The organism is Methylobacterium sp. A49B (genome assembly GCF_053346215.1).
On the sequence record NZ_JBKFBO010000029.1, the window covers coordinates 22,126 to 45,035 of the forward strand.

Annotated in this window: 33 protein-coding genes and 1 pseudogene; 17 read left to right on the forward strand and 17 right to left on the reverse strand. The window is 65.2% G+C overall.

The features are described 5' to 3' along the window. Positions 1–33: 33 nt before the first annotated feature. Positions 34–267: a hypothetical protein gene (locus tag ACLBX9_RS03010; RefSeq protein ID WP_447717856.1), complete on the reverse strand. Its 234-nt coding sequence runs from the start codon at positions 265–267 to the stop codon at positions 34–36. A 479-nt stretch (positions 268–746) separates the two neighbouring features. Here ACLBX9_RS03010 and ACLBX9_RS03015 point away from each other — a divergent pair, with 479 nt between their 5' ends. Then, positions 747–1,340, forward strand: coding sequence for a hypothetical protein (locus ACLBX9_RS03015; protein ID WP_447717857.1), 594 nt, complete (start codon positions 747–749; stop codon positions 1,338–1,340). On the opposite strand, the gene ACLBX9_RS03020 is transcribed toward ACLBX9_RS03015, so the two are convergent. The 7 genes from ACLBX9_RS03020 to ACLBX9_RS03050 all read right to left on the reverse strand — a co-directional run bounded on the left by ACLBX9_RS03020 (position 1,337) and on the right by ACLBX9_RS03050 (position 7,161). After that, a complete protein-coding gene (locus tag ACLBX9_RS03020) occupies positions 1,337–2,332 on the reverse strand; it encodes a site-specific integrase (protein WP_447717858.1) in 996 nt (331 codons plus the stop codon). The genes ACLBX9_RS03015 and ACLBX9_RS03020 overlap by 4 nt on opposite strands. Next, entirely contained in the window at positions 2,329–4,692 is a 2,364-nt protein-coding gene (locus ACLBX9_RS03025; protein ID WP_447717859.1) for a hypothetical protein, read from the reverse strand. The genes ACLBX9_RS03020 and ACLBX9_RS03025 overlap by 4 nt, the downstream gene beginning before the upstream one ends. 4 nt (positions 4,693–4,696) lie before the next feature. Continuing rightward, the gene (locus ACLBX9_RS03030; protein ID WP_447717860.1) at positions 4,697–4,927 is read right to left on the reverse strand and encodes a hypothetical protein; all 231 of its coding nucleotides are present in this window, start codon (positions 4,925–4,927) and stop codon (positions 4,697–4,699) included. A gap of 4 nt (positions 4,928–4,931) precedes the next feature. Next, on the reverse strand, positions 4,932–5,252 hold the full coding sequence (locus ACLBX9_RS03035; protein WP_447717861.1) for a hypothetical protein: 321 nt from the start codon (positions 5,250–5,252) through the stop codon (positions 4,932–4,934). Positions 5,253–5,389: 137 nt separating this feature from the next. Next, positions 5,390–6,148: a hypothetical protein gene (locus ACLBX9_RS03040; RefSeq protein ID WP_447717862.1), complete on the reverse strand. Its 759-nt coding sequence runs from the start codon at positions 6,146–6,148 to the stop codon at positions 5,390–5,392. Positions 6,149–6,158: 10 nt separating this feature from the next. Continuing rightward, entirely contained in the window at positions 6,159–6,500 is a 342-nt protein-coding gene (locus ACLBX9_RS03045; RefSeq protein ID WP_447717863.1) for a ribbon-helix-helix domain-containing protein, read from the reverse strand. Between the two features lie 7 nt (positions 6,501–6,507). Then, on the reverse strand, positions 6,508–7,161 hold the full coding sequence (locus tag ACLBX9_RS03050) for an AAA family ATPase (RefSeq protein ID WP_447717864.1): 654 nt from the start codon (positions 7,159–7,161) through the stop codon (positions 6,508–6,510). A gap of 253 nt (positions 7,162–7,414) precedes the next feature. Between ACLBX9_RS03050 and ACLBX9_RS03055 the strand changes: the two genes are divergently transcribed. Beyond that, positions 7,415–7,681: a hypothetical protein gene (locus ACLBX9_RS03055; protein ID WP_447717865.1), complete on the forward strand. Its 267-nt coding sequence runs from the start codon at positions 7,415–7,417 to the stop codon at positions 7,679–7,681. Positions 7,682–7,764: 83 nt separating this feature from the next. Here the strand turns inward: ACLBX9_RS03055 and ACLBX9_RS03060 are convergent, their stop codons facing one another. After that, on the reverse strand, positions 7,765–8,001 hold the full coding sequence (locus ACLBX9_RS03060) for a hypothetical protein (protein WP_447717866.1): 237 nt from the start codon (positions 7,999–8,001) through the stop codon (positions 7,765–7,767). Positions 8,002–8,417: 416 nt separating this feature from the next. Between ACLBX9_RS03060 and ACLBX9_RS03065 the strand changes: the two genes are divergently transcribed. The 5 genes from ACLBX9_RS03065 (at position 8,418) to ACLBX9_RS03085 (ending at position 11,057) form a co-directional block, all read left to right on the forward strand. Next, entirely contained in the window at positions 8,418–8,657 is a 240-nt protein-coding gene (locus tag ACLBX9_RS03065) for a DUF6894 family protein (RefSeq protein WP_447717867.1), read from the forward strand. A 10-nt stretch (positions 8,658–8,667) separates the two neighbouring features. After that, positions 8,668–9,402, forward strand: a complete 735-nt coding sequence (locus ACLBX9_RS03070) for a Crp/Fnr family transcriptional regulator (RefSeq protein WP_447717868.1) — start codon at positions 8,668–8,670, stop codon at positions 9,400–9,402. 188 nt (positions 9,403–9,590) lie between these two features. Then, positions 9,591–9,860, forward strand: a complete 270-nt coding sequence (locus tag ACLBX9_RS03075; protein WP_447717869.1) for a DUF6894 family protein — start codon at positions 9,591–9,593, stop codon at positions 9,858–9,860. A 39-nt stretch (positions 9,861–9,899) separates the two neighbouring features. Beyond that, positions 9,900–10,634 carry a Crp/Fnr family transcriptional regulator gene (locus tag ACLBX9_RS03080; RefSeq protein ID WP_447717870.1) on the forward strand — a complete coding sequence of 245 codons (735 nt, stop codon included), beginning with the start codon at positions 9,900–9,902 and terminating at the stop codon, positions 10,632–10,634. A 165-nt stretch (positions 10,635–10,799) separates the two neighbouring features. Continuing rightward, positions 10,800–11,057: a hypothetical protein gene (locus ACLBX9_RS03085; protein WP_447717871.1), complete on the forward strand. Its 258-nt coding sequence runs from the start codon at positions 10,800–10,802 to the stop codon at positions 11,055–11,057. Positions 11,058–11,067: 10 nt separating this feature from the next. On the opposite strand, the gene ACLBX9_RS03090 is transcribed toward ACLBX9_RS03085, so the two are convergent. The 3 genes from ACLBX9_RS03090 to ACLBX9_RS03100 are packed head-to-tail and all read right to left on the reverse strand — an operon-like array spanning position 11,068 to position 12,741. Beyond that, on the reverse strand, positions 11,068–12,018 hold the full coding sequence (locus tag ACLBX9_RS03090; protein ID WP_447717872.1) for a hypothetical protein: 951 nt from the start codon (positions 12,016–12,018) through the stop codon (positions 11,068–11,070). Next, the gene (locus ACLBX9_RS03095) at positions 12,015–12,602 is read right to left on the reverse strand and encodes a DUF6932 family protein (protein WP_447717873.1); all 588 of its coding nucleotides are present in this window, start codon (positions 12,600–12,602) and stop codon (positions 12,015–12,017) included. The genes ACLBX9_RS03090 and ACLBX9_RS03095 overlap by 4 nt, the downstream gene beginning before the upstream one ends. Before the next feature lies 1 nt (position 12,603). Next, positions 12,604–12,741 carry a hypothetical protein gene (locus tag ACLBX9_RS03100; protein WP_447717874.1) on the reverse strand — a complete coding sequence of 46 codons (138 nt, stop codon included), beginning with the start codon at positions 12,739–12,741 and terminating at the stop codon, positions 12,604–12,606. Positions 12,742–13,022: 281 nt separating this feature from the next. On the opposite strand from ACLBX9_RS03100, the gene ACLBX9_RS03105 reads away from it, so the two are divergent. From ACLBX9_RS03105 to ACLBX9_RS03120, 4 genes are all read left to right on the forward strand, one after another. After that, on the forward strand, positions 13,023–13,313 hold the full coding sequence (locus ACLBX9_RS03105; RefSeq protein WP_447717875.1) for a hypothetical protein: 291 nt from the start codon (positions 13,023–13,025) through the stop codon (positions 13,311–13,313). Between the two features lie 76 nt (positions 13,314–13,389). Then, complete coding sequence (locus tag ACLBX9_RS03110) at positions 13,390–13,980, forward strand: hypothetical protein (protein ID WP_447717876.1); 591 nt, start codon at positions 13,390–13,392, stop codon at positions 13,978–13,980. 57 nt (positions 13,981–14,037) lie between these two features. Beyond that, positions 14,038–16,005, forward strand: a complete 1,968-nt coding sequence (locus tag ACLBX9_RS03115; RefSeq protein WP_447717877.1) for a hypothetical protein — start codon at positions 14,038–14,040, stop codon at positions 16,003–16,005. Between the two features lie 82 nt (positions 16,006–16,087). Next, a complete protein-coding gene (locus ACLBX9_RS03120) occupies positions 16,088–16,495 on the forward strand; it encodes a hypothetical protein (RefSeq protein WP_447717878.1) in 408 nt (135 codons plus the stop codon). Positions 16,496–16,512: 17 nt separating this feature from the next. Here the strand turns inward: ACLBX9_RS03120 and ACLBX9_RS03125 are convergent, their stop codons facing one another. The 3 genes from ACLBX9_RS03125 to ACLBX9_RS03135 all read right to left on the reverse strand — a co-directional run bounded on the left by ACLBX9_RS03125 (position 16,513) and on the right by ACLBX9_RS03135 (position 17,750). Further along, positions 16,513–16,827, reverse strand: coding sequence for a hypothetical protein (locus tag ACLBX9_RS03125; RefSeq protein ID WP_447717879.1), 315 nt, complete (start codon positions 16,825–16,827; stop codon positions 16,513–16,515). Between the two features lie 214 nt (positions 16,828–17,041). Beyond that, complete coding sequence (locus ACLBX9_RS03130; protein WP_447717880.1) at positions 17,042–17,461, reverse strand: HU family DNA-binding protein; 420 nt, start codon at positions 17,459–17,461, stop codon at positions 17,042–17,044. A gap of 7 nt (positions 17,462–17,468) precedes the next feature. Further along, a complete protein-coding gene (locus tag ACLBX9_RS03135; protein ID WP_447717881.1) occupies positions 17,469–17,750 on the reverse strand; it encodes a hypothetical protein in 282 nt (93 codons plus the stop codon). A gap of 293 nt (positions 17,751–18,043) precedes the next feature. Here ACLBX9_RS03135 and ACLBX9_RS03140 point away from each other — a divergent pair, with 293 nt between their 5' ends. Together ACLBX9_RS03140 and ACLBX9_RS03145 are read left to right on the forward strand one after the other, a co-directional pair. Further along, the gene (locus ACLBX9_RS03140; RefSeq protein WP_447717882.1) at positions 18,044–18,883 is read left to right on the forward strand and encodes a helix-turn-helix domain-containing protein; all 840 of its coding nucleotides are present in this window, start codon (positions 18,044–18,046) and stop codon (positions 18,881–18,883) included. A 165-nt stretch (positions 18,884–19,048) separates the two neighbouring features. Continuing rightward, a complete protein-coding gene (locus tag ACLBX9_RS03145; protein ID WP_447717883.1) occupies positions 19,049–19,555 on the forward strand; it encodes an SRPBCC family protein in 507 nt (168 codons plus the stop codon). A gap of 26 nt (positions 19,556–19,581) precedes the next feature. Here ACLBX9_RS03145 and ACLBX9_RS03150 read toward each other — a convergent pair whose 3' ends face one another. Continuing rightward, entirely contained in the window at positions 19,582–20,742 is a 1,161-nt protein-coding gene (locus tag ACLBX9_RS03150) for a helix-turn-helix transcriptional regulator (RefSeq protein ID WP_447717884.1), read from the reverse strand. Positions 20,743–20,928: 186 nt separating this feature from the next. On the opposite strand from ACLBX9_RS03150, the gene ACLBX9_RS03155 reads away from it, so the two are divergent. The 4 genes from ACLBX9_RS03155 to ACLBX9_RS03170 all read left to right on the forward strand — a co-directional run bounded on the left by ACLBX9_RS03155 (position 20,929) and on the right by ACLBX9_RS03170 (position 22,608). Next, positions 20,929–21,114, forward strand: a complete 186-nt coding sequence (locus ACLBX9_RS03155; RefSeq protein WP_447717885.1) for a hypothetical protein — start codon at positions 20,929–20,931, stop codon at positions 21,112–21,114. 22 nt (positions 21,115–21,136) lie between these two features. Beyond that, positions 21,137–21,529, forward strand: a complete 393-nt coding sequence (locus ACLBX9_RS03160; protein WP_447717886.1) for a CidA/LrgA family protein — start codon at positions 21,137–21,139, stop codon at positions 21,527–21,529. After that, positions 21,522–22,232: an LrgB family protein gene (locus ACLBX9_RS03165; RefSeq protein ID WP_447717887.1), complete on the forward strand. Its 711-nt coding sequence runs from the start codon at positions 21,522–21,524 to the stop codon at positions 22,230–22,232. Before ACLBX9_RS03160 ends, ACLBX9_RS03165 begins: the two co-directional genes overlap by 8 nt. A 157-nt stretch (positions 22,233–22,389) precedes the next feature. Then, positions 22,390–22,608, forward strand: a complete 219-nt coding sequence (locus tag ACLBX9_RS03170) for a hypothetical protein (RefSeq protein ID WP_447717888.1) — start codon at positions 22,390–22,392, stop codon at positions 22,606–22,608. Between the two features lie 82 nt (positions 22,609–22,690). Here ACLBX9_RS03170 and ACLBX9_RS03175 read toward each other — a convergent pair. Then, positions 22,691–22,910, reverse strand: a pseudogene (locus ACLBX9_RS03175) (hypothetical protein); the annotation flags it as partial.

The window sequence follows — 22,910 nt, forward strand, 5'->3', positions numbered from 1 at the left end:
GGTCATTGCCCGCCGTTCAGATGGACAGCAGGATCAGTTGAGCGCCTTCTCGGCGGCGATGCAGGCCGCCTTCTTGGCCTCGCATCCCGCCTTCCACTTGGACTTGTCCGCCTCGCAGCGGAGCTTGTCCCACGGCATCTTGCCGCCGCACTCGATCTGCCTGCCCGAGCACTCAATGTTGCGGCACTCGGTCCCTTGGGCGAGGGCGGGCGCACCCGCCCCGAGGGCCAGAGCAGCGAACCCCGCTGCCAGGATCTGTTTGCGCATACCAAGTTCCTCTCTGGTTCATGACGCAGGGCAGGTTTTCCCGTTCACACAGGTGGCCCTGCGCGTTGTGGACGTGGTAGTCTTCGAAGGGCATTCCCCCGCCGAGACACCCCAGCGGGACAAGACCTGCAACAAAGCTGACGCAGGTTTGCAATTTCCGCAAGAGACCGGCTGCCTATGACCTTCCGTGCTGTTGCCGAATTGTTGACTTTACACTGTTCATCGTAGGGGGCAGCAACTTATAGGCAGGCAGAAGTACATCAAACGGCAACCAAACGGCAATCAGACGACAAGGTAAAAGACTTCGATCGGCACGCAGAACACAAATGAAAGGAACATCCAGACACCTGTTGCAAACATACAACATTCACGTTTCCGTGATCGCAGCCTAAACGGCTAAGCTTTCTTGCCGCCTGAGACTCGCTGGTGGGCTACGTTCCGTCTGACGGTGCGAGCGCTGGGGTCGAGGGATGGCTATCTTGAACAATACGCAGTGCCGCGAATGGCTCACAGTAAACGGTAATGGCCAAGACTACTCTCTACTCGGAAATGCTAAAATTGTCGATAAAAGCCTTACTCAAACACCGCATTCACCAAATGAAATTGCTGGTAGGTCAAAGGATGGCGTATATGATGTGCCAAAGCCGATTGGTCGAAATGTCGCCGATAGGATAAAAAAAGGGTCACCTGAAGATAACTTTGAGACAAAAAGTCTCATGACTTATTTCATTGTCATAGGGCGCCCTTCTGATTTCGGAAGAGCAACTCAACCTTGGGCTGGACAGGCTACTGTTGTAGAAGACGAACCTCAGACCGGGGTCGCGCAGGACGAAGCTCAAGAAGGTGGAGTTGCCATAGATAATGGGAACACCGCACCCGACACTGTGACAGAAACGTCAAATGAGGAAGACCGGAATTCTGAGGAAATTCAACCGTCTCCGAAGACCTCAATCATTAAGAAATGGGTAGATTTATTCAAGCAGAAGATAAGTAAATTCTCATTCCTGACGTTCGTTTTTGGATTTGTGATCGGATTTCTTGTTGCCAGCGCCTTGTTTCTTAGAGCGCATTAGAGAAATCCAGATCCGGAGTGATCCTTGAAGGCGTTCGCTCGCCGGATGTAGCCGACGACGGTCCGAGGATCGCGGTGGCGGCTCTGGTCCATAATCCTGGCGAGATCAGCGCCGCGCTCGGCCGCCGTCGTGATGTACCCGGCGCGCAGCGAGTGCGGCCCGAAGGTCGAGGCGTCGAGCCCCGCGGCCGAGGTGTAGTGCTTGATGATGTCGCCGACCGCCCGGGTCGTCAGCCGCGGCGGTTCTCCTCGGGCATCCAGACGGCGCATGACGCCGTACCGCGATACCGGCCGGAAGACGGGACCATCGGAGATCCCGGCAGCGTCGAGCCACTCCCGGACCAAGGCGACCGGCCGGACGAACCGGCCGTGTGGGATCGCGATCTCGGTCCCCGCCCCCTCCTGGTCCGTCTTGCTCTTCCTGATCCGCACCCGCAGGCCATCGGGGTGCTCAACGAGGTCGGCCACATTAAGGTCCATCAACTCGGAACGCCTGAACGCTCCTGCGAACCCAAGGGCGAGGAGCGCCCGGTCTCGCTTCCCTGTCAGGGTGTCGGGCGTCCGGGCGAGCAGCATCTGCAACACATCCACCGTGGCCGCTGCCTTCTGCCGCGTCGGTCTCGTGCTCAGCCTGCGTCGGATGCCCTTGATCGCCGCCGAGACCTCCTCGTGTTCAGTGGGGTCGGCCGCCTTCGCGAGCTTATGGGCGTACTTAATCGCGGCGAGCCGCCGCCCGATGGTGGAAGCCGCTCGGCCCGCCTCGGCTTCATGGACGAGGAACCCAGCGACGGCCTCAGGCGTCGCGGGCAGCGACCGGAACCCGTACCGGGCGCACCAGTCCTGGAACACCCGGGCGTCCGACGAGTAGGCGCGGATCGTAGAGTCGGCCTTGCTGGCCTGCTGATAGGCTCGGACGATCGCCGCAGCTTCGGCCGGTAGACCGACGCGAATTTGCGTCGGTTCGGCCGGGAGGATTTCGGGCTCGACCGTCATGGCTCAATCGTCCGCGCGAGACCGCCCGCCAACTCCGAGACGCCAGCGGACCACGCTTCGTCCCTGTGCCCACCAACCCATTCGGTCACTGTCTCGGCCAGCACCTCCGGTCCCGGCACCTCGATCAGCGCGAGAGCGTCCGCGACTTGGGCGCCGATCTTGGCCTCGCGCAGCACCCGGGCGGTGATCCGCTGCTCGACCTGCTCGGCGAGTTGCCGCTCGGTCTCGTCCACGATGATGGCGGACGGCGGGATCACCTTGCCGACCCCGTGGGCCTGCATCTTCCCGTCCAGCCACGCGATGAGCTGCGGCGTCGTCATCTCGTTCAACTCGACGCGCTGCGTCTGAAGCCAGTTCACCCACCGGGGCCCGTCCGACCGGATCTGGACGTAGTCGGCGACGGCCTTGCTCCGGTCCGATGCCTCGACGCGTTCGGGCTCCAGTCCGATGCCGAGAGCTTCCCACGGGTCGAGGCCCAGGTTGATCACCTCGACGCGCCGACGCGCCCGGGCCTTGGTCTCGTGCAAGAGCGTCTGGAAGATCATGGTCCCGAACGCGTCGGCGTCGTGGACGCAGAACACCCTGATCGGCTCGTCTCCTTCACCGAGCAGATCGAGGAGATCCCGCACGGCCCGGGTCGTGAACCCCTTCGAGGTGACCAGCGCGCAGTCGTGCCGCTCGGGCCAGCGGGCCGCCTTCAGGGCCTCGAAGAACCCTTCCTTCTCCAGGTAGAGGATCTGCCCGAACGTCCAGGCTGGGCGCTGGTACTGCTCGACCGCGAGGGTGCCGAGGCTGATGTCCTGGCCCAAGTGCGGATGGTAGAGCGTGCCCCGCGGGTCCCGGTACATGCCCGGGATGTCCTCGTTCTCGGACTCGTAGTCCGTGATGATCTTGCAGAAGTTCTCCCAGCTTGGCTCCTTGCCCGTGGTGGTTATCACGATGGGCCGCAGCACGTAGAAAAGCTGGCGCTGGTTGAAGCGGTACTGACCGTCGCCGCTGGCCTTGGCCACGGCCACGTCGAGGTGGCGGAGGATGATGTCCTTGTGCGTCGTCCCCGTGGTGATCGCGGAGGGCTGGCGAGGCATCGCGCCCCGCGCCCGCTTCGCCGCCTGCTCCACGGCTGCGGCGATCTCCAGCACGAAGGGCGAGAGATCCGGCTCCTTCCCGTCCGTCGTCACCGGGCACCACGGCGTGGTCAGGTTGATGGTGATGGAGTAGCGCCCGGGCGCGATCCGGCTGCACCTGTGGTTCAGCCCGCAGCCGGTCAGGGCGAGATCGCCCTTCACCCGCCACGCCTCGATCGCCGCGACCGCCGGGGTGCGGTTCACGTTCATCAGGATCTCGATGTCGTCGCCGGTCTCGTCCCGGCGCGCGGCCGTCGCCCATGCCTCAACGACGAACGGGATCTCGGCCTTCGGCTCCCGGCCGCCGATCGAGGCCGTGCCGCGCTGGCAGGAGTACGAGACCGCGGCACTGGCGGTTCGTCCGACTTGGCCCAGGCGCTCCGGTCGGACCGGGCGCGCCTCGTACCTGGAGACGATCAGCAACTCGGTGGCTTGTTCTCGGGTGAGCGAGCGGCAGGGCAATCCCTTGAACGCCTTCGTGATGCGCCCGGCCTTCCCCCCAGTGCAGCCGTCCAGTCGCTCCACGAACTCGCGCAGGAGCCGATCGCCAGCACCTTGCAGCAGTTCGTAGAAGGCGTCGGCGTCGTACCACCAAGGTGACGGCCTGCCAGTGTAGGACTCCCCGCCCCCGGCCATGCTGATGGCGAGTTCGGCCCATTCGAGCGCGCCCAGGTCACCGGGCAGGGCCGGGCCGAAGGTGATCTCCACCGTCGTGCCGGTGAACGCCTCGACCGGCTCGCTGCGCTCGATCGCCGTGGAGCCGTCTGGCTGCGGGACGAGGGTGAGGCGTCGGCCGCGGGTGGTGACCACCAGGGCGCCATCGGAGGCGGCGACCGCGCCGACGACGACGCGCAGGCCGTTGCCCATCGCGCCCCGGCTCGGCAGGCGCCAGAGCTTGGAGGAAATGAGGGGGCGATTGACGCTGAACAGTCGGGCGACGGCCTCAGGGCCGCCCTCGATCCCCTTGCCGTCGTCGCGGACGATGTAGCGGTCTGGGCCGTCCCGGGTCGCGGTCACGACACGCGCGCCGCTGTCGAGGGCGTTGTCGGTCAACTCCTTCAGGACGAGGCGGCGCAGCAGGTGCTTCCGGACCCCGGCCTTCTGCGACAGGGTGTCGGCGCTTCGGAACAGCGTCCAGTCCGGTCGCTCGAATTGAAATTCGGCGGGGTTCGGCGGGGCCGGTTGGCTGGATAACCCGACCTCTGGAACGGCGCCGTTTTTCATGAGGTCGGTCATCGGGTCAGCTTTCCGGGCCGGTGAACGCGTCGGCGTCGTTGCGCCCCATCTGCTCGGCCAGCGCCTCGCGCCATCCATCCGGCAGGTTGACCCCGCGCATCCGCGCCTTTGCCTCGACGGCGGCGAGCACCCGCTGCCAGAGTTCCGGCGGCAGTCGTTGCGGATCGGTGGCGAAGCCGAGGTTCCGGGATGCCGCCGAGCAGGCGTCGCGCAACTCGTCGAATGGGTCTGCCATCACGTCACCGCTCAGCCGCCGCCAACTCCGAGATCCGGTCACGAAGCGCGGCGTAGAACTTCGCCCTGTCTCCGTCCGGCTCGGGCTGCACCATCCATTCGCTTCGCGCCTCCGCCGCCAACTCGATGAGGAAACGCTGACGCCCGGACCGGGTGGACCACTTCTCGGCTTCACGGGTTGCATCCGCGGCAGCGCGGCTGACGAGTTCGGGGATGCTCACCCATCCAGCCGACCCGACGACATCAGCGGCATCGCGCAGTTCTGCGAGAAAACGGCGTGCCGCGCTCCGGGCGGCGGCGGTGTTGTCCTCGGGCGGATTTCTCATTGATCGCACCTGCTGCCAACTTCCGAGAACACCACTTACAGGAAGTTAGAGTATGACCGGAATTCCGGCAAGCCCGAACACCGTAATCCCTGAAACCCTGAACCAAAGCGTTCTGAAACACGGCGGAACGATCTTCATCAGCCGGGGAGCTGGATGGCCTCGATGTAGGGGATGCGGGCCTCGTCGAAGCGCACGCCGAACTCCCGAGCCGCGTCGCGCTTCGTCTTGTCGAAGAACAGGCGCGTGCCCTCGACCTCAATCTCGGCGTAGCAGTCCAGAAGGTGCTCCAACTTCGGGTCGTAGCAGACCGCGCGCTGTGGCAGGCGCACGCGACCACTGCGCATCTTCTCCCCCTCGCCCTCGTAGACCCGGAACGGCTCGCCGCCAGAGAACCGCGCGCGTTCCTCGAAGAACCGGACGGCGAACGAGACACGACGGCCGCGGCCGAGCTTCTGGGGCCGAGGGATCTCGCGGTAGGCGTAGATGCCGCCGCCGTAGCCCTGGCGCGACGGCACGGGCGTGAACCCCTTCTTCGCCCAGAACGACGCGGACTCCTCCGGCGCGCAGGCGATCTCGATGATGCTCAACCCGAGGGCTTCCGACTGGGCGATCATCGAGTCTGCGATCACCTTGCCGTAGCCCAGGCCGCGGAGATCCGGACGCACCTCAGCGATATTGTGGTGGCTGCCCTCATTCGCGAGGAAGGCGACCGGCTCACCATCGACATCGACGACGAACAGTTCGCCGGTCTTGAGCGCCCCGGTGATGATGTTCCAGTTGCAGTAGAAGCCCTCACCCGTGGCCGCGCGCTCCTCCCGCAGCCACACCTCGATCTTGCGGAGGTCATCGGCGTCGGCCGGGCGGAAGTTCGGTGCCGTTGTTGTCCGAGGCGGCATCGACGCGGCCCTACCCTTCCCGCTCCTGCCCACGCTCGCCGACCCGGCGCTGTACGACCGGCGGCTTCTGGTACTTCAACAGCACGTCGTTCAGCGCCTCGACCATCAGCGCCTCAAGGCTCTTGTCGTTGTCGTCCCCCAGATCCCGCAGAGCCTTCCAACCTGCCTTGTTGATGCGGACCTGCACCGTCTTCATGTCAACGGGAGCCCGACGCGGCGTCGGCTCGGCCGATAGCTTGGTCTCCTGACGCGGGGCTTCGGCGTCGGGGGTGGACACGGCCGGGGCGGGCGAGGACGACACGGCCTTCGGCACAGCCATGCTGGCGAGCGAACCGCGGGCGGGCTTGGACATCGGGGCCTCAGTTCTTGGCGTTGCGGGGGAAGGCGCGGGCCAACTCGGTCACGGCGGACCACATGGCCTGGATCTCGGCGGCGGCACGGCCGTCCGGCTCGTACTCCGACACGGACTGCCCGGTGATCAGCGCGTGCGAGAAGCTCGCCCGCTGGGAGATCTGACCCGGAAGGACAGGGGCATCCATGTTCGCGAGGAACGTCCTGGCCTCGGTGACGATCGAGGTTTCGTTCTCGCGGGTGATCGGGGGCGCCGCGTTGATGATGCAGGCGATCGGCGCCTTGAGGGCACGCGCCATCTCCAGGGTTGCCCCGGCCGCGCGAAGGTCGAACGGTCCCGGACGGACTGGCACGACGGTAACGCTCGCGCGCGTCATCAGGGCTGCCATCAGCGGCGCGTTGTGCGGGGCGCTATCGATGATGACCCAGTCCATGCCCTCGGCCGCGGCTGCGTCGAGAACCCCGCTGATGCTGTTGGCATCGGCCTGGACGAGGAGCGGCGTCTCGGCGTTGCGGCTCTGATACCAGCCCATGAGCGAGCCTTGCGGGTCGGCATCCACGAGGAGCGTCTTGCCCTCACGGTCGGCCAACGCTCCGAAGTGCGCGCTGATGGTACTTTTGCCTGCGCCGCCCTTCTGCGTCGCCACCAGGATCACATGCATTGCGGGTTTCCGGGCTTCGGCACTTCGGGCGCTCCGGTATCATGGAAAGCAGGGCTTAAGCATTCCCTGATGTGCGGGCTTCACGGGCTCGGGAACCCCGGAACACCGACCTTCAGGGTACGTGGAAACACGGGATCGCGGAACTGCGGACAACGGGGGTTCTGGAAACCCGGAATTCCGGAAGACCGTAGTGCCACACCCGGCCGACCCGTCGATGGTGGACGCTCCCCGGCGGGCGGAGTAGGGGCAGCGCATGGCCAAAGAGATCCCCAGCGTCGGCGACCTGCGTCGGAAATCCGAGGTGACGGACGAGGAGATCGCGGCGGCGACGGCCGCCTACCTGAAGGGCGAGGACGCCAAGCCGTTCGCCTTCAAGTCGGGGCACACCATCGACGTGGCCAAGGCGATCGAGATGCACCCCCAGGCCAAGAAGCTGCTGGCGGACAAGGACACCACCCCGGGTCTGCGCCGCACGATGGTGAAGACTGCCATCAGCATGGGCTTTACGGTTCAGGGGTGAGAACTGCCGATCAGGGAGTGGCGGCTCTCGACATGCGGACAGCGTCGAACCCTTGATCTGACGCTTGTTGTGCAACCTGACGATCAATCGGCAGCCGGAGGTGCGTCCAACGGTGGGTAGCTGCCGAGAAAGCGCGCGCGCTCCCAAAGCTCGATGCCGCAGCCATTCACGAGCGTCGCCGCAATCACCTTCGCCTCATCATCCGTTTCCGCGTGGATGATCTCCGCTCGTCGCACACTGCCATCGCGGTCAAGGTGATAGGCGCGGTAAGTTCGCTGACCGGGTGGGGCCTCGGCTGTGCTGACGATTGGATCTGACACGCTTGCGCATCCATGAAATTGGTAGCGCCCACAGCGCTGTGCGCAAAATCTGTCCGCTCGCGGACGATCGATGCACCAACTTACGTTGCTTACACATCGCGCGACACCGTGATCGTGGCGGTTTATACACGGGCCTCATGCTCCGTCAGGGCAGCATAGCCCTGCTGCCATTCGACACGAGCAGAGTGAAACGGCCAGCCAGCGCAACAATAGAAAGGGGGCTTGCGGCGTCATCCGTGCCGATCAGAACTCGTGAACAACGACAACAAACGTTAATTCCCGACGAAAATTTCCCACCTATGTAAAGGTGCCTCTGCTTGATGAGAGGTAGGCACACCCATCGCTGACCCTGGCCCGAGCCGTCAGTGACTGTGAGAGGATTGTGCTCCCGGCTCATGCCAGAGGGAGCGCGACGAGTGCCCCGCTACTTCTTCGACATCCACGACGGCGGCTCGACCCGCGACAATACCGGCACCGAATGCGCCGACGACGAGGCGGCTCGGAAGATCGCGATCCGCACCCTGCCCGACATCGCCCGCGACGAGATCCCCAAGGACGGCGACCGACGCTCCTTCGTCGTTCTGGTCACCGACGAGAATGGGCGACCGATCTTCTCCGCGACCCTGAGCTATGCCGGTGTCTGGCTGAACCGCTGAGGCCGACCTCATGCCCCTCAGTGTCGAGCCTACGACCAACCCGCTGATCCGGAAGTTGGAGGCGGCTGAAGTTCTCACGGGCAGGGACCGTGCGGTGCTGACCGAACTATGCAGTCGCACGCGCCACGTCGGGGCTGGCCAGGACATCATCCAGGCTGGAGAGCCGCCGAGCGACGTACACCTCGTGCTGTCCGGCTTCGCCTACCGGTACAAGATCCTGCCGGACGGCAACCGCCAGATCGTCGCCGTGCTGGTGCCGGGAGACTTCTGCGACCTGCACGTGGCGATCCTCGGCCAGATGGATCACTCGATCGCCGCCGCCTCCTCGTGCACGATCGTGAACATCCCAGCCGCGACCGTGCGCGACCTGACGAACAGCGAGCCGCGCATCACCCGCGCGCTGTGGTGGGCGACGCTGGTCGATGAGGCCATCCTGCGCGAGTGGCTGGCCGGTATGGGCCAGCGCGAAGCTCCCCAGCGTATGGCGCACCTGTTCTGCGAGTTGCTGCTGCGCCTGCAACTGGTCGGCTTTGCGGACGACGACGGCTACGATCTACCCCTGACGCAGACCGATCTCGCAGACCTCCTGGGGATGACCAGCGTGCACGTTAACCGCACGCTCCGGCACTTACGGGAACTCGATCTGGTCGTGCTGAAGCGCAAGCGGCTCACCATCCCGAACGTGCCGCAGTTGAAGGCGTACAGCAGCTTCGATCCAGCCTACCTGCATCTGAGATCAACGTAATCGCCGCCTGTGTTCCTGATGCTTGCTCGGCACATCGACGCGTGCGGCAGACCAACACGCCGGTCGAAAAACTAATTTATCGAATAGAAATCTTGGTCGAAATCATCGAAGATGGCGACAATCGCGGGCCATCTCTGGGCATGCCCCGAATGAGGACTTTGGTCCCCGCCTGAACGGCGGAGGTATCCGTGCCAAGGTTCTTCTTCAACGTGTACGACGGGACGAGTTCACTCGACGACACGGGCACCGAATTGGCCGATTGGCAGACGGCGCGGATCGAGGCGATCCGCTTGGCAGGCGCGATCTTCACGGACGAGGCTCAGAAGATTGCCCTCGGCGAGGACTGGCACATCGAGGTGACGGACGAGCGGAGGCTGGTATTGTTCCGGCTCGACATCGTCTCACAGGAGGCTCCGGTGCTGTCGAGCCAGCGGCGCAAGTCGGACAGACCAGTTTAGCGGGAGGGGGCACCGCAAGATGCGCGGTGGTATGCCCGGATGGAAACAAATCCTCTGATCCGCAAGCTTGAATACGCTGGCAGTTTGACCGAGGCGGATCGCTGTCTCGTTCGACGCGTGTGCGAGACGGTCCAAACCGTCGAGCGTCGGGCAGACCTCATCCAGCAGGGCGATCGACCCGAGAACGTCCATCTCGTCCTCGACGGCTTCGCCTGTCGCTACAAGATGATGGAGGGCGGCAACCGTCAGATCATGGCCGTGCTGGTTCCCGGCGACTTCTGTGACCTGCACGTCGCCCTCCTGAGCCGGATGGACCACACGATCGCCACGCTCACGCCGTGCACTGTGGTGGAGATCCCGCGGGCGACAATCCTGGAGTTGATCGAGAACCATCCGCGTCTCGCTCGCGCCTTGAGATGGGCCACCTTGGTGGACGTAGCTGTGCTACGCGAGTGGCTGGTCAATCTTGGTCAGCGATCTGCCGATCAGCGCTTGGCCCACTTCTTCTGCGAAATGCTGCTACGGCTTCAGGTGGTTGGTCTGGCCGACGAGAATAGCTGTCCCATGCCGATCCGGCAGGGGGACCTCGCTGACATCTTCGGCCTGACCGATGTGCACGTGAACCGCACGTTGCAGGGGCTGCGTGAGGCTGGGTTAATCGTGCTGCGCCATCGGCGCCTGGAAGTGCCGGACGTGGAGCGGCTGCGGGCGTTCTGCGGCTTCAACCCAGATTACCTGCACTTAATGCCGCGAGCGGATGAGAGTGTCGTTTGAGCGCTCACGGGATGGGCTATCAGCAAGACGCGTCCTCTCCGGCCGCTCATAGTTCGGCAGTGCTGGTCCGGAATGGCGGTCCGTCCAAGCCGAGATTGGACGGACCGCCATTCCCGATGTTCCGCAAAAGTTCTATGTCCTCGCCGAACGGTGCGGAGCGGCAGAATGGTGAGGCGAGGGGTCTTCGTGCGGGCCGAGGAGGTCGCGTTTCTGGAGGAGATCCGACGCTGGCGGCAGCAGTGCGTCCTGGTCCTCACGAGGGCCAAGCCGCAGGGCCCGCTCTACACCGCGACCTCGAAGGTGATCGAGGCGATCGACGATGTCGCCGAGGCCGTGACCGGCGATCGGCGGACCTTCTACCAGCGGGACGCGACGACACCCGGCCCAGCCCTACCGCCTGTGAAGTGGCACACGGTGGAGTAGATCAGCCCGATTAGAGCGCCGCGGGAGCTTCCTGTCGCGGCTCCAGGCGGATCAGCGTGAAGCTCTCGCGGACGACCTCGCCGTCACGGAGTACGCGGCGTACCTTCAAAGTCGCAACGGCGTCCACGTTGACCATCGTGCGGTTCAGCTCAGCGAGATCGGACGCAGGGATGGATCGGTCAACGCCCCCCTTGATGGGGCCCCGCATCGTGCTGCGAAACTCGAACTGATGCGCGTCAGGTAGCACGCCACCCAGTTGCCCCTCGATCTGCTCTGGCGTCTCGGTGACACGAGTGGAGGATGCGCGCTCGGCTGCCCGGGAGACATCGTCGAGCCCGAAGGATCGATCCTCGTCCCCTGCCAGAAGTCGGAACGTGGCGCCGCTCGCCCGCATAAGCGAGAAGAACTCTTGTGCGGTCGCCAGCACACGCTGATCGATGTTCTCAACGGTAGCGCGGAACCTGTCCTCGCTCGTCTCGCTGAATGCGCCCAGAAGCTGCGCCGCGTTATCAACGGCAACCTTGAGGGACGTATCAAGTGCCTCACCCTGAGGCTCGACCTCTTCGAGGAGGAAGCCGAAAGACCCGCGCACCACGTTCGTGATGTGCAGCGTTGCCGCGCCCTTGTTCGGTACGACGCCTCGCTGACCGAGCGATCCCGCCTCATCCGCCATGAGCTTCGCGACAAGGTCCTGAAATTTGCTGACCGCAGACCCCCCAAACTCGGACTCGATCCCACGGGAGCCAGCAACCGGCCGACCTCCGAAGAACAGCGCAGCCGACGCGGTCGGAGACTCAGGTTCCTCACCCATAGCGACGAGATCGGCGGCGATCTCATCTCGGCGCGCCTCAAGCCCAATACGCGTGATGAAATCCTCGTCGGTGAGCCGGTCGATCAGAGCGTTGACAGACGAAAGCTCGGCGGCCCGCTGGTCGCGTTCGATCTTTTTGAGCGAACTCATGGCCCAACTCCCGGGACGCCGATGGTGGGTGGCGGGCTGATCGCCGCGAGCGCCGCCTGATCGTCTGCCAAATCCTCTAAACGAACCGCCAACATGCCTTTCCAGACATTATCACCGCGGCGATGGGAAAAAAGGCTGCCGTAATACCGGGTGCTGTCCACCAGGATCTCTGGGCTGCCGTTCAAGTCGAGCAACATGGAGTCCACGTTGTACAAGAACTTCACTATACCTCTGTTCAACAAATGGCCATGCGTCGCCACCCATAGTGCCCTCTGAGCAGGGTCTTGGAGTGCGGCTGGCCTGTAGAAGAACGTCATCACGTCGATGTCCTTCGGGTCCTTCTGCTCGACGAAGCTCCCATCAATCCACTGGAAGCCCCGAGTGATGCCGGACGATCGGAGACTTGAGCGGAAATTTAGCCATCCAAGCAAGATGTCTTGGCGTCGCGCGCTGGTCCCGAAGGTGTTGACGACTTCTTGCGCGCTCGCTCGGTAAGGGGTCATATCCTCGCGCGCTCCGCCCGGCCCATGCGGGCCAACGAAGGGCGGGAGAACACCATCGATCGTGAAGGCGGGGATCGGCATCTCAGTGCTCGTCCCTGGTGCCGTCTTCCCGGAGCCGGAGCCGGAACCGAAGCCCGGACCCGCCGCCGTTCTCAGGGATGAACTCCAGCCCACCCTTCTCGAACGCCTCGATCAACAACCGCGCGTTCGCGGTGATCATCCGCCCGGTCTCCGGCTTGGCCTCGAACGCGTTGATCGTCGGCTCTGGGACGCCGGACGCCCCAGACAGATCAGCTTGACGCCAACCGAGCAGGGCGCGGCCAGCGCGACATAGGCGTGGGGTGAGGCGAAGCGGTTTCGGCGGCATCTGGATCGCGGGCGGCACTGGGCACGGTGAAGATAGGCGACAGGAGCGGCAAAGGCAATGTCTCTCGCATAGGGCTATTGACAGCACACCACAAAAGCATATCCTATGTCTCACACACAGGGATATGTACCTCGATGCCCTTCCGCACTGTCTCCTGGACCCGCCTCTCCCGTAGCCTCCACGACGCGCGCCCGACGATCCCCGCCGGTCTGCTCGGCGCCCGCGCTCTGATCCAGGTCGGCGCCCGCACCCGCCCCCTCGTCGTCGCTGGCCGCTATGACCGTACCGCGATCATGGTCGCCGCCTGTAAGGCCGCAACCGGCATCATGGAGCGCTGCGGCGTCTCCCGCCCTCAGGCGATGTCCTCCGCCCTCAAGGCTGCGTGGCAGGTCGCCAAGGCCGCCCGCCGCGCCAGCGCACACTGAACCTCCGCATCTCCCAGTTTCCGGAAGAACCTAAAACCTGAAACCCTGAAACACTGAAAGCTTGGAGCCCTGAACTATGGGAATGATCTCGCACGTCTCGACCGCAGTCGATCCGATCCACGCTCTGATCGAGCACCACCGCGCCGCCTATGACGCTTTCCAGATCGCCCCCGAGGGGGATGCGTCCCTGCGCGCTGAGGCGGCCTACGACGACGCCAGCGACACCCTGACCTCGACCGCGTGCTCCAGCCGGTTCGGCGCCCTGGCTCTACGGGCGCACCTGCGCTGGTGGCTGGCGGAGGAGGCGCAGTTCAAGGATGGGCACCAGCCCGCCTACGGCATCGCCGAAGCCCGCGCCGCCGATCTGACGCTGTTCCTCGGCACCAATCTGCCGCCGGTCGTGATCCCGCAGGCTGCGCCGTCCGGACGCCTCGGTACGACACGGCTCCTACCCGGCGTCGATCGGTATCATCAGTCCGCGCCGCTGACCCTCCCGAACGAGGACCCACCCGGGACCATCGAACCCTGGCAGGCCGTGGAGCCGTACCGCCCCGACACCGCGACCGCCCGGGCGCTTCGGGTCATGGACATCGCCAACAACCTGCTGGCCGCCTTCGCCATCATCGGTGGCGGCATGGTCCTGACCGGCCTCGCCTCGCTCCTCTGAACGCAGCCCGCAACCCGAGCGGGCCGGACGCCCGCGACCTCACCCGAGGATCCCGCGATGTCCCTGCGCACGTCCCTCCAGAAGCTGATCCGCCGCGACCCTGCTGCTAGCCTGCGCGAGCGCGCCGCTAGCCTACAGACCGACCTTGCCCGCGTGACCCGTCAGCCCGCCGTGATGCAGGCGGAACCCGAGATCACACCCGATCCTCGCGACGCTGAACTGCTGGCGCTGCAACCCGAATGGGAGGCTCGTGCAGCCGCCTACACGAGGGCCCTTGAGGAGCAGGACACCATCTCGGACAACGCCCCGAACGTCGAGGCGCCACCGCCGCGCGAGCCGATCGCGGAGTGGGCGAGGCTCATCCCCGGCTGGCGTCAGCGCACAGGCATCGAGGAGGCTGAGTTCGCTACCGCCGAAGCCATGGACGACCTGTGCGAGGTCGAGGGCCAGATTTCCAACATGCCCGCTAGGACGCTGGCAGGGCTGCAGCTCAAGGCCCGCGTCGCCCAGCGCAACGAGGAGGTTTCCTGGCCGGAGGGGCTTGAGGAGAGCCTTGTGCGGGACATCCTCGCGATCGGCGAACCCGAGATTGAGGTGGATGCCGAGCTGCTGCGGCTCGGGCGCCAATTCGAGGCCGCTCGTGCCCGCGAGATTGCAGCCGGCGAGGCCTGCAACGCGGCCCAGCGGGAAGCCGACCGGCACATGCCCCAGCGCCCGGCCTGCCTGATCTACCGAGCCTCCGACGCCCGCCTGAACGTGCACCAGAACTGGATGATGCCCGAGGCGCTAGAGGGGCGTGAGGTTCACTATCAAGATGTAGGTCGGCTGCGGCGCATCATGCCGATGATGCACGAGGTGCTGCGCCCGATCCGCCCCGGCGAGCGTGAGAACCCTGACCACCCCGGAAAGCGGCACGAGATCGTTCCCCATCCTGAGGCTCAGGCGCGCGCCGAGGAGATCGTGCTCGCCTGGGATGCGTGGCGGACGGAACTGTTCCGGATCCAGACCGAGCATGTCACGCCCGAGCTTGAGGGGGAGGCCGAGGCAGCCGGTGAAGCCGCAGCCGACCTCGCCGAGAAGGTAGCCGCACTGCCAGCTCTCACGGCCGCCGGCTTCCGCGTGAAGCTTCGGGCACTCTCACACTACCAGCGGAAGGCCCTGCTCGCGGAACTGCCGGAGGAGCCGGATCCGGATCAGATCCTGTCGCACTCGCTCTGGCGCGACGTGCAGGACGACGCCGTGGCGAACGATGACCACCCCGCCACGGTCGAGGAGGCCGCCAGCCTCGACTTCACCGCCTACACCTTCGACACGCCGACCCGCGACCCGAACGGCTGGATGAAGAAGTTCGCTCACCACGCCATCGGCATGCACGTCGCCGACCGGACGCTGCGCATGACCAAGCCCGAACTGGTCGCCTTCATCAAGAAGGGGGGCGACCGCGACGCGGAGGTGCCCGTCACCATGCTCGCGGCGCTGGAGAGCGCGCAGCGTACCTTTGAAGGCTGGGGCAAGCTGCTGGACCTAGCGCGCACCCGATACTTGGTGGCGGGCTCATCCGCAGTGCTAGGCCAGGACAGCGGCACCATTGCCGAGGCGGTCGAGTCGGAGGCCCAGCCAGTAGAACAGCCGGCCAGCGAACACCCCGCCGCTGTCAGCCTCGTCGGCATGATCGACTTCGCGTCTGCCTCGCTGGACGAACTGCAGGCCCTTCACGACCTCGCGGACCTCGTAGGCGGCGTCGCCTACGCCACCGTGTGGACGGCCCGATGCAAGGCCCGCGGCTCAGGTGACGACTACAACGCTGCCGGCAAGCTGATGCAGTGGCTCGGCGATGCCCTGACCGACGTGGAGACCGCAGCCAACAACGAGGCGAGGCGGCGCACGCCCCTGCTCAACAGCGACCGCGAGACCCGGCTGGAGATGCTGGCCCTGCCGGTGATCCAGAACGGCGACCCCGACGAGACCGAGGCCTTCGCCCGTGATCTGCTGGCCCATGCCGAGGCCGAGCGCCGGGGCCGCTGACAGCGGCTACCCATCCCTTCGCGTACCTGCGTACCGCCCCGGCCGGGTCAGCCGGGCCATCCTTCACCTGAGACTCGACATCATGGGCGACGTGCTCACTTTCACCCCGCGACCGAAGCCGGCCGCTCCGATCCTCCCGGAGCCGCTGGCCAGGCCGGCGCTCCGCGCCAGCCTGGAGGAGGCGGCGCAGACCGCCCTCGACGCGGCGGACCGCATCATCGCCGTGCTGGACCGCATGGACGGCGACGCCGACCACGAGGACGGCGGGGACGATGAGCCGTCCTTGGCCGCTCCCGAGAACACCACCGGCTCGCAAGTGACATGGCTGCGCGGCGGCGATCAGGATCGCGAGGAGGAGGCGCCCGAGGTCGTTCTGCCGGACGTGCTGGCCGAGCCCCAACCCGAGGCCGTCGTGCTTCCCTGGCGCGGGCGCGGCAACGTCATCGCGGCGGCTGGCTCGTTCCTCGTCGACCTGCTGGAGCACGCCTGATGCGCGTTGATCTCCTGCTAGGAGCCGCCCCCGCCCGTGAAGCGATCGCGCTCCCGCTGCCAGTCTCGCATCATGTCGCGCATCCGCTCTTCCTCCGGCGTCAGCGGCCGAGCGAACAGCCAATTCCACAGGGCCATGCCGCCCATGCCGACGAACAGGATGCCGATGAACAAGCCCAGCCAGCGGCCGTCACTACCGCCGTTGGTCCAGACCATGTCCGGCCCAAGGGGGTGCCATCCGAGGTAGATTGCGAGGACAGCGCCGATCGGGATCGCGAACAGGCTCCAGATCGCCCATCGGCGAGCTTCGGGGTCGTTGTTCGGGGCTCGCATAGCAGGCGTCCTTCGAGCTCGCTGAGACAACGTCTGCCTACTGGCCAAGTGCCGTTCAGCATGCTGGCTCGACCGGCGGCTGCATTCCGCCCACCGTCGTGTTGATTGTCTCGGCCTCAACGCGGCCGGCGACGAGCTGCTGCGGCTCGCCCGGTGCCGGCTCGACATTCACCAGCAGATCGGCGCCTTGCTCGGGACCCCGAGCCGCCACACGTCAGGATCGTGCGGGCCACGCAGCGGCTGCCGAACGAAGTTCAGCCTGCAGAAGTTGCTCGGCCTTCTGTTCAGGGTGGGTCCTCTGAAGGTTGAGCCGGGTCCGCATTCCCTTGCCCGGCTTGAAGTGGACGTGGGCTTTGGCTGCGACCCGCACGATGGCGCCCGATTGCGGGTTTCGGCCAGTGCGGGCTTCAGTTTCCCGTGTCGAGAAGGCCCCGAAGTCGCGCAGCTCGACACGGTCACCGTTTGCCAGCGCCGCAACAATCCGTTCGAAGATGGCGGAAACGACCGCCTCAACGTCTTTGGCGTAGAGGTGTGGGTTCTGCTCGGCGATGCGGGCGATGAGTTCCGACCGGATCATGCTGCGAAGGTGCGAAAAGCGGGCCGTGGAGGCAAGTGCGAGACCGTGCCGAAACACAGCGAGGTCAGGGCAACGTCAATAGCGCTGCCATCGCCACCATGGTCACCGCAGTTCGAAGCGTCTTCTCCTTCGGTCCTGGCCGCGCTGCCAGCGCTTTGAAGTCGGCTGACGCTGCGATGGCCGCCGCGATGTCGAGGCTGTGGCCACTGGCAAAGCGGTAGGGCCCTGCTGCTGGGTTTCGCATGTAAGCGTCAACGGCCGCGACGACCTCAAAGCTTGTGATCAATCCGGCCTTGCGCAGATTGGCTAAGGTTGAGGGTCCGGCCGGCATGGTCGCGCTGATCACCCCTCAACGTTGACTTAACCGTGCCGCCCGGCCGACATGGACCGTTCCGGCCCGGCCGCCTTTGGCGAGTCGCGGCCAACACCAGGAGAGCAGCCACCGCGGATCTGAGACCCTGAAACGACTACGGGCCCCCTGTCGCCAAACAGAGAGCCCGCGAAATCGAGAAGGCCAACGAGGGCCCCGAACAATCCCTCAGAAGCCACAGCTCCCCTCGGGAGTCAACGGGAACGCCAATTCCCGGAGCGATGAAGTCGTGCCTGTTCACAGCCGCGGTCCGAGAAGGACCGGGATTGATGACCTATGCCGAGGAGATCCGCCGACAGGCGGAGACGGCCCCGTGTGCCGCGCTGCCGGCCGTCACGGCTGCGCTCTGGCGCGCTTATGGGGAAGGGCAGGTGACGGAGGCCGAGGCCGAGTCGCTATCCGTTCTCATCGAGGCGCGGAGAATGTCAGCTAGTGCACACATTGCCGGACAGAGGCTGAACCCACCGAGAACCGATGCGGCTGCGGTTGCCGCTCAGGATCGCGTAGGATCGCCCATGAGGGCCGTCGGCTCGCGCCCGCGCACGGATGCCTCGATAGAGCGCCGCCGCCGCTGGGCGGCCTCTGGGCGGCTTCCTCCGGCCATCGCGGCCCGGTTCACGCTGGCAGAGCAGGCGGTCCTCGCCCTGGTGGCGGCCGAGACGGCACGCCGGAAGGACTGCCGGCTGTCGATCGAGAACATGGCCGCGGTGGCGGGCGTGTGCCGCTCGACCGTCAAGAATGCGATCCGCGAAGCCCGGCAGCTCGGGCTCCTGACCGTCGAGGAGCGCCAGATCACCGGCTTCCGCAACGACACGAACGTGATCCGCATCATCAGCCCGGAGTGGTTGGCTTGGATCCGCCTTGCCCGGAAACCGGCAAGGCATCCCCATGACGGGGATACCCTTGCCAAGGGGTATGCCACTCGGCCCACCCCTTCATTGGGGGGAGGGGTCAAAAGCGTGACCAGCACGCCTACTGAGGTTCCAGATCTGGAGAAAACGAGGCCAGCGGAACCGAAGAAGGGCTGCCGAGGGGCAGCGGTCGACCTCAGCCGAGGTGACCCTGTGAGAATTCTCGCGGGCGGTAGAACCGGTGGAGCTATGCGGTGAGGGTCTGCATGCGGACGGTATGACGAACGCGAAGGTGATCAGCTGATGGAGGAAAAAGCGAGGCACTCCTCCGTTTGAGGGAGGGTACGCTGGAACTCCGCTCCCTATTCCTGACCCTGGCTGCACAGAGCCAACCTCAGCTGCACCGAGCAGAGGAGCGATCCGATGAGCTTGCTGCTTCCTGCGCTCGCAGCGCGCTGTATCCCCGTCGCGACTGCGATCTCAATGACTCTGCTCGGCGCGTCGGGGAACCCGACTCTGGAGGTGTCGCAAACCCGCAAAATTCCTGCTTCTCCCGCGGCCGTGTGGGCTGTCATCGGGCAGTTCTGCGATATCCGCCGCTGGCACGGCCAAGCCCGGGCATGCGCCCTGTCCCATGACGGAGGTCAGATTGTTCGCAGTCTCAGCGTGCGAGGCATCGGCACGCTCGTCGAGGTTCAACTCGACCGCGACGACGACACCATGACCTACAGCTACGCCCTGGTTCATAGCCCGTGGCCAGTGAAGCAGCACCGCGCGGTCCTCGCCGTGTTCCCGGTCGGGAACGGATCGGTCGTGACATGGCGGGCGACGTTCCGCCTTCAGAGTGTATGCGATGAAGGCGCAGTGTCACAGATCGAGGATCTGTTCAGGGGTGGCCTCGCCAACATCGCCCAAGAAGTGGTCCGGTGAGCGCGCCAAACCTGCGATCAGTCCATCTACAGCGGCTTCGCCGCGACGGGCGGCGTGGACAGCAGCAGCTTGACCAGATCCTTCTGCCGTTTGGCGCCTGTTTTGGCGAATAGGCTCTTCAGGTGAGTGCGTACCGTCGATGGGGCGATACCGTAGCGCTTCGCGATGTCGGCCGGTGTGGCGTCGTCTGCTAGCCCGAGCAGAACACGCAGCTCAGCCCCAGTGAGGCCGTAGGCTCGCCCAAGCAGCTCGATCGCGTGCGGACCGCACGGATTGTCCTGCACGAACAAGGCGACCCGCTTTTGCCCAGGTGCGGTAATGCGGCGGCGGCCGCTGTTGAGTGGCAGAGCCGAGACGACCGCACTGCCTCTGCCGCGCCTCGCTAGGCTAACGGTTCCGCCAGCCTCCGCGGCGAGCATGGCGCGGAAGGCAGGTAATACAGTTCGGTCCCACGGCTCGACGATCCCGATCCGAGAGAGCAGCAGATCCTCACGTGCCAGCGCAGCTCGTCCGGCTGCATTGCTATAGACGAGCCGTCCGTCCGCGCTGAGCACCAGCACGGCAGTCGTGAGCCCGTCGAGCGTGGCCGCCAAGTCGTCACGCTCAAGCGTTTTGTGATCAATCAGGTCGGCGATGGTGATCGCACGGCGCACATGAGGCGCCAGCATAGCCATGCGGGCCTGTTCCTCGGCGTCGTAAGGGCCGCCCTCTTCGCTGCGGGTGATGCCGATGAACGCCAAGCGTGCTTGGTTCTTGATGAGGGCGGTCAGGAGCACGTAGCGAAAGCCCTGAGGGACAGCCCACTCGCGGTAAATGCGGCTCTGCAGCAGCTCCTCCTCGGCAGCGAGTTCCTCGGACGTTGCCGGTTGATCAACTGGGCTGAGGAGGAGGCTGTGGGCGAACACGTCGCAGCCTTGGTAACGCTCCCGGTAGAGCGTCTGGTAGTGATCGGAGATGCCGACGTGCACGAGCGTGCGTTCTGCGCCTGTGACAAAATCCATGACGTTGAGCGTCGCAGCCATGCTGCCGTGGGCGGCCGCGATCTGCTCCAGGGTGCTTGGCCAGAGCGCAGGATCAATCGCGCAGTCGTAAATCGACTCAATTAGACGAGATAAGCGAGCTGCCTCCATCGCAATTGCCCATCCATTGTGCAGATCAGCACCATGCTTCGTTTCGGAATGAAGCATTGATCGCATTCGATGTCGGTATGAGAAGATAATTTCTCAGCGAAAACAATTCACATTCGAATGAATGGACCGATCTCCTCGTTTTAGGGGAGGCGCCGCATTGCGAATGCTGATCCACTTCCGGCCGAGGCTAATCGTCCGGAGCCGTCCGGCTACCGAAGCCTCGCTCGCAATCGGAGATAGGTCATGCGGATCGTGACACTCTTCACCGCCGGCTTCACCCTGGCAGCCGCCGCCTTTGTGGCGACAATGCTCGTCTCGCCGCCGATCAGCGTGGCGTCGAGCGCCTCGTCTTCGACCAGGATCGACGCGATCACCATCTGCGAGTTTCTGCCGACGGGCGACGTTGCCCATTGCACCATCCAGAACTGATCCCCCGACGGCTCCTAGCTCCATGCTCGAAGCTATTGCACGCGTGGTCGTTTGGTTGGGACTGGGCGAGATCCTGATGCGGCTCGGTCTCGTGCCCGTGCCCGGGCCCGTGATCGGCCTCGTGCTTCTCTACCTGGACCTGCTCTGGCACAAGACCTTGCCTGACGACCTCGGCCGTCTGGCAGACCGAATGCTCGCTCTGTTCGGCCTGCTCTTCGTTCCCGCGGGCGTCGGCGTCGTTGCCCACGCTGATGTCCTGAAGGCAGAGTTCGTCCCCATCCTCGCGGCAATCATCGGCGGCACTGTCGTCACCTTGCTCGCGACGATCACGAGCCTCGTGCTGGTCCGTTCATGGGCCAGGCGTCGGAGGCAAGTCGGTGCCGGTAGCCTCGGGGAGGCAGATCTTCGTGCCTGATCCTCATCCCTGGGCCATCCTGTCCGAGCAGCCGATCCTCGAAGTGGGCGCGACCGTCCTCGCCTTCCTGGCAGCGGTCCGCCTGGCGCGCTGGAGCGGCAACAATCCGTTCCTCAACCCGACGTTGGTCGCGATCGCCCTGGTCGTGATCATGATCAACATCACGGGCACGTCCTACGCGACGTACCTGCGCGGAGCGGGGTTCATCCAGTTCCTCCTTGCGCCGACGGTCGTGCTGCTGGCCGTGCCGCTGTACCGGCAGACGACACTGATCCGCGCCTCGGGTGGCCTGATCGCTGCGGCGCTCCTTGTGGGGCTGCCGACTGGCATCCTCAGCGCTGTAGGCATCGCTTGGGCGCTGGGTGCGACCAAAATCACGCTTTTGTCGCTTGCGCCCAAGAGCGTGACCACCGGCATCGCGGTCGGGATCTCGGAGTCGATCGGCGGCGTACCAGCCCTGACCGCCGTTCTGGTGATTAGCACGGGCATCACCGGCGCCATCGCCGGACCGGCGATCCAGCGCTGGCTGCGCGTGGAGGACGACCGCATCACGGGTCTGGCGATCGGTATCGCCGGGCATGGGATCGGCACCGCGCGGGCGCTGCAGATCAGCGAGGTTGCGGGTGCCTTCGCGGGTCTCGGCATGAGCCTGAACGGCGTCCTGACCGGCGTTCTCCTGCCGCTCGCCATGAGGGGGCTGTGATGGCGCACGATCCTTGGTGCCCAAGCTATCTTGGCGGCGAAGCAGTCAACCGACGCGTCGCTGATCGCGTCGAGACGGGCTCCAGTTCCCGTTCAGCTTCATCACACAGCCACTCGGCGGGCCCTTTCGCGCCGACCCAGCGATCAGAGCACCCGCGATGACCACGAGCTTGATCGCACCCGCAGCACAGGTTTGCGCCTTCGCGCTGGGCTGCGCGGTGATCCACGTCACTCGCGCACACGCTGCGGCCATTACACGGTTGCTCACCGGAGCGGTGGTGATCGCGGCAACGCTCTTGCTGATCGAGGCGGCGGTGACGTTCACCCCCGACCTTGGGGAGCGCTTCGATGAACTCAGCGTTCATTCGGCTCTGTAGCTGCAACTTCCAACCGACGATGGACCCGAGTGGCGAAGGCTCTTGCTCCTGATCGTTGCTGGAGGTGAAAGGATGCCCGGTTCTAGTCGTAGGGCCCTCCGAACAGATCGCCGAGCGCTTTCCGCCGGAACAGGGTGCGCCAGCGCCGCCTCTGATGCTCCGGCCGGTCGTGGATCATGTGACACCGCTGGCAGAAGGCCGCGAGGTTGGCGTCCGCGTTGTTCGACGTGTCGTGGTCCCGATGGGCGGCGGCCAGAACCACACGGGTCCGGCTGACGCGACTGAGGATGTCAGCGTCTACC

Coding starts and splice junctions, on each gene's coding strand:
- ACLBX9_RS03140 (WP_447717882.1), top strand. CDS start 18,044: ATGACCTATGCCGAGGAGATCCGCCGACAGGCGGAGACGGCCCCGTGT.
- ACLBX9_RS03125 (WP_447717879.1), bottom strand. CDS start 16,827: ATGCGAGCCCCGAACAACGACCCCGAAGCTCGCCGATGGGCGATCTGG.
- ACLBX9_RS03010 (WP_447717856.1), bottom strand. CDS start 267: ATGCGCAAACAGATCCTGGCAGCGGGGTTCGCTGCTCTGGCCCTCGGG.
- ACLBX9_RS03170 (WP_447717888.1), top strand. CDS start 22,390: ATGACCACGAGCTTGATCGCACCCGCAGCACAGGTTTGCGCCTTCGCG.
- ACLBX9_RS03070 (WP_447717868.1), top strand. CDS start 8,668: ATGCCCCTCAGTGTCGAGCCTACGACCAACCCGCTGATCCGGAAGTTG.
- ACLBX9_RS03050 (WP_447717864.1), bottom strand. CDS start 7,161: ATGCATGTGATCCTGGTGGCGACGCAGAAGGGCGGCGCAGGCAAAAGT.
- ACLBX9_RS03080 (WP_447717870.1), top strand. CDS start 9,900: ATGGAAACAAATCCTCTGATCCGCAAGCTTGAATACGCTGGCAGTTTG.
- ACLBX9_RS03150 (WP_447717884.1), bottom strand. CDS start 20,742: ATGCTTCATTCCGAAACGAAGCATGGTGCTGATCTGCACAATGGATGG.
- ACLBX9_RS03105 (WP_447717875.1), top strand. CDS start 13,023: ATGCCCTTCCGCACTGTCTCCTGGACCCGCCTCTCCCGTAGCCTCCAC.
- ACLBX9_RS03095 (WP_447717873.1), bottom strand. CDS start 12,602: ATGCCGATCCCCGCCTTCACGATCGATGGTGTTCTCCCGCCCTTCGTT.
- ACLBX9_RS03040 (WP_447717862.1), bottom strand. CDS start 6,148: ATGCCGCCTCGGACAACAACGGCACCGAACTTCCGCCCGGCCGACGCC.
- ACLBX9_RS03020 (WP_447717858.1), bottom strand. CDS start 2,332: ATGACGGTCGAGCCCGAAATCCTCCCGGCCGAACCGACGCAAATTCGC.
- ACLBX9_RS03025 (WP_447717859.1), bottom strand. CDS start 4,692: ATGACCGACCTCATGAAAAACGGCGCCGTTCCAGAGGTCGGGTTATCC.
- ACLBX9_RS03145 (WP_447717883.1), top strand. CDS start 19,049: ATGAGCTTGCTGCTTCCTGCGCTCGCAGCGCGCTGTATCCCCGTCGCG.
- ACLBX9_RS03120 (WP_447717878.1), top strand. CDS start 16,088: ATGGGCGACGTGCTCACTTTCACCCCGCGACCGAAGCCGGCCGCTCCG.
- ACLBX9_RS03035 (WP_447717861.1), bottom strand. CDS start 5,252: ATGAGAAATCCGCCCGAGGACAACACCGCCGCCGCCCGGAGCGCGGCA.
- ACLBX9_RS03155 (WP_447717885.1), top strand. CDS start 20,929: ATGCGGATCGTGACACTCTTCACCGCCGGCTTCACCCTGGCAGCCGCC.
- ACLBX9_RS03090 (WP_447717872.1), bottom strand. CDS start 12,018: ATGAGTTCGCTCAAAAAGATCGAACGCGACCAGCGGGCCGCCGAGCTT.
- ACLBX9_RS03160 (WP_447717886.1), top strand. CDS start 21,137: ATGCTCGAAGCTATTGCACGCGTGGTCGTTTGGTTGGGACTGGGCGAG.
- ACLBX9_RS03085 (WP_447717871.1), top strand. CDS start 10,800: ATGGTGAGGCGAGGGGTCTTCGTGCGGGCCGAGGAGGTCGCGTTTCTG.
- ACLBX9_RS03055 (WP_447717865.1), top strand. CDS start 7,415: ATGGCCAAAGAGATCCCCAGCGTCGGCGACCTGCGTCGGAAATCCGAG.
- ACLBX9_RS03115 (WP_447717877.1), top strand. CDS start 14,038: ATGTCCCTGCGCACGTCCCTCCAGAAGCTGATCCGCCGCGACCCTGCT.
- ACLBX9_RS03030 (WP_447717860.1), bottom strand. CDS start 4,927: ATGGCAGACCCATTCGACGAGTTGCGCGACGCCTGCTCGGCGGCATCC.
- ACLBX9_RS03110 (WP_447717876.1), top strand. CDS start 13,390: ATGGGAATGATCTCGCACGTCTCGACCGCAGTCGATCCGATCCACGCT.
- ACLBX9_RS03045 (WP_447717863.1), bottom strand. CDS start 6,500: ATGTCCAAGCCCGCCCGCGGTTCGCTCGCCAGCATGGCTGTGCCGAAG.
- ACLBX9_RS03100 (WP_447717874.1), bottom strand. CDS start 12,741: ATGATCACCGCGAACGCGCGGTTGTTGATCGAGGCGTTCGAGAAGGGT.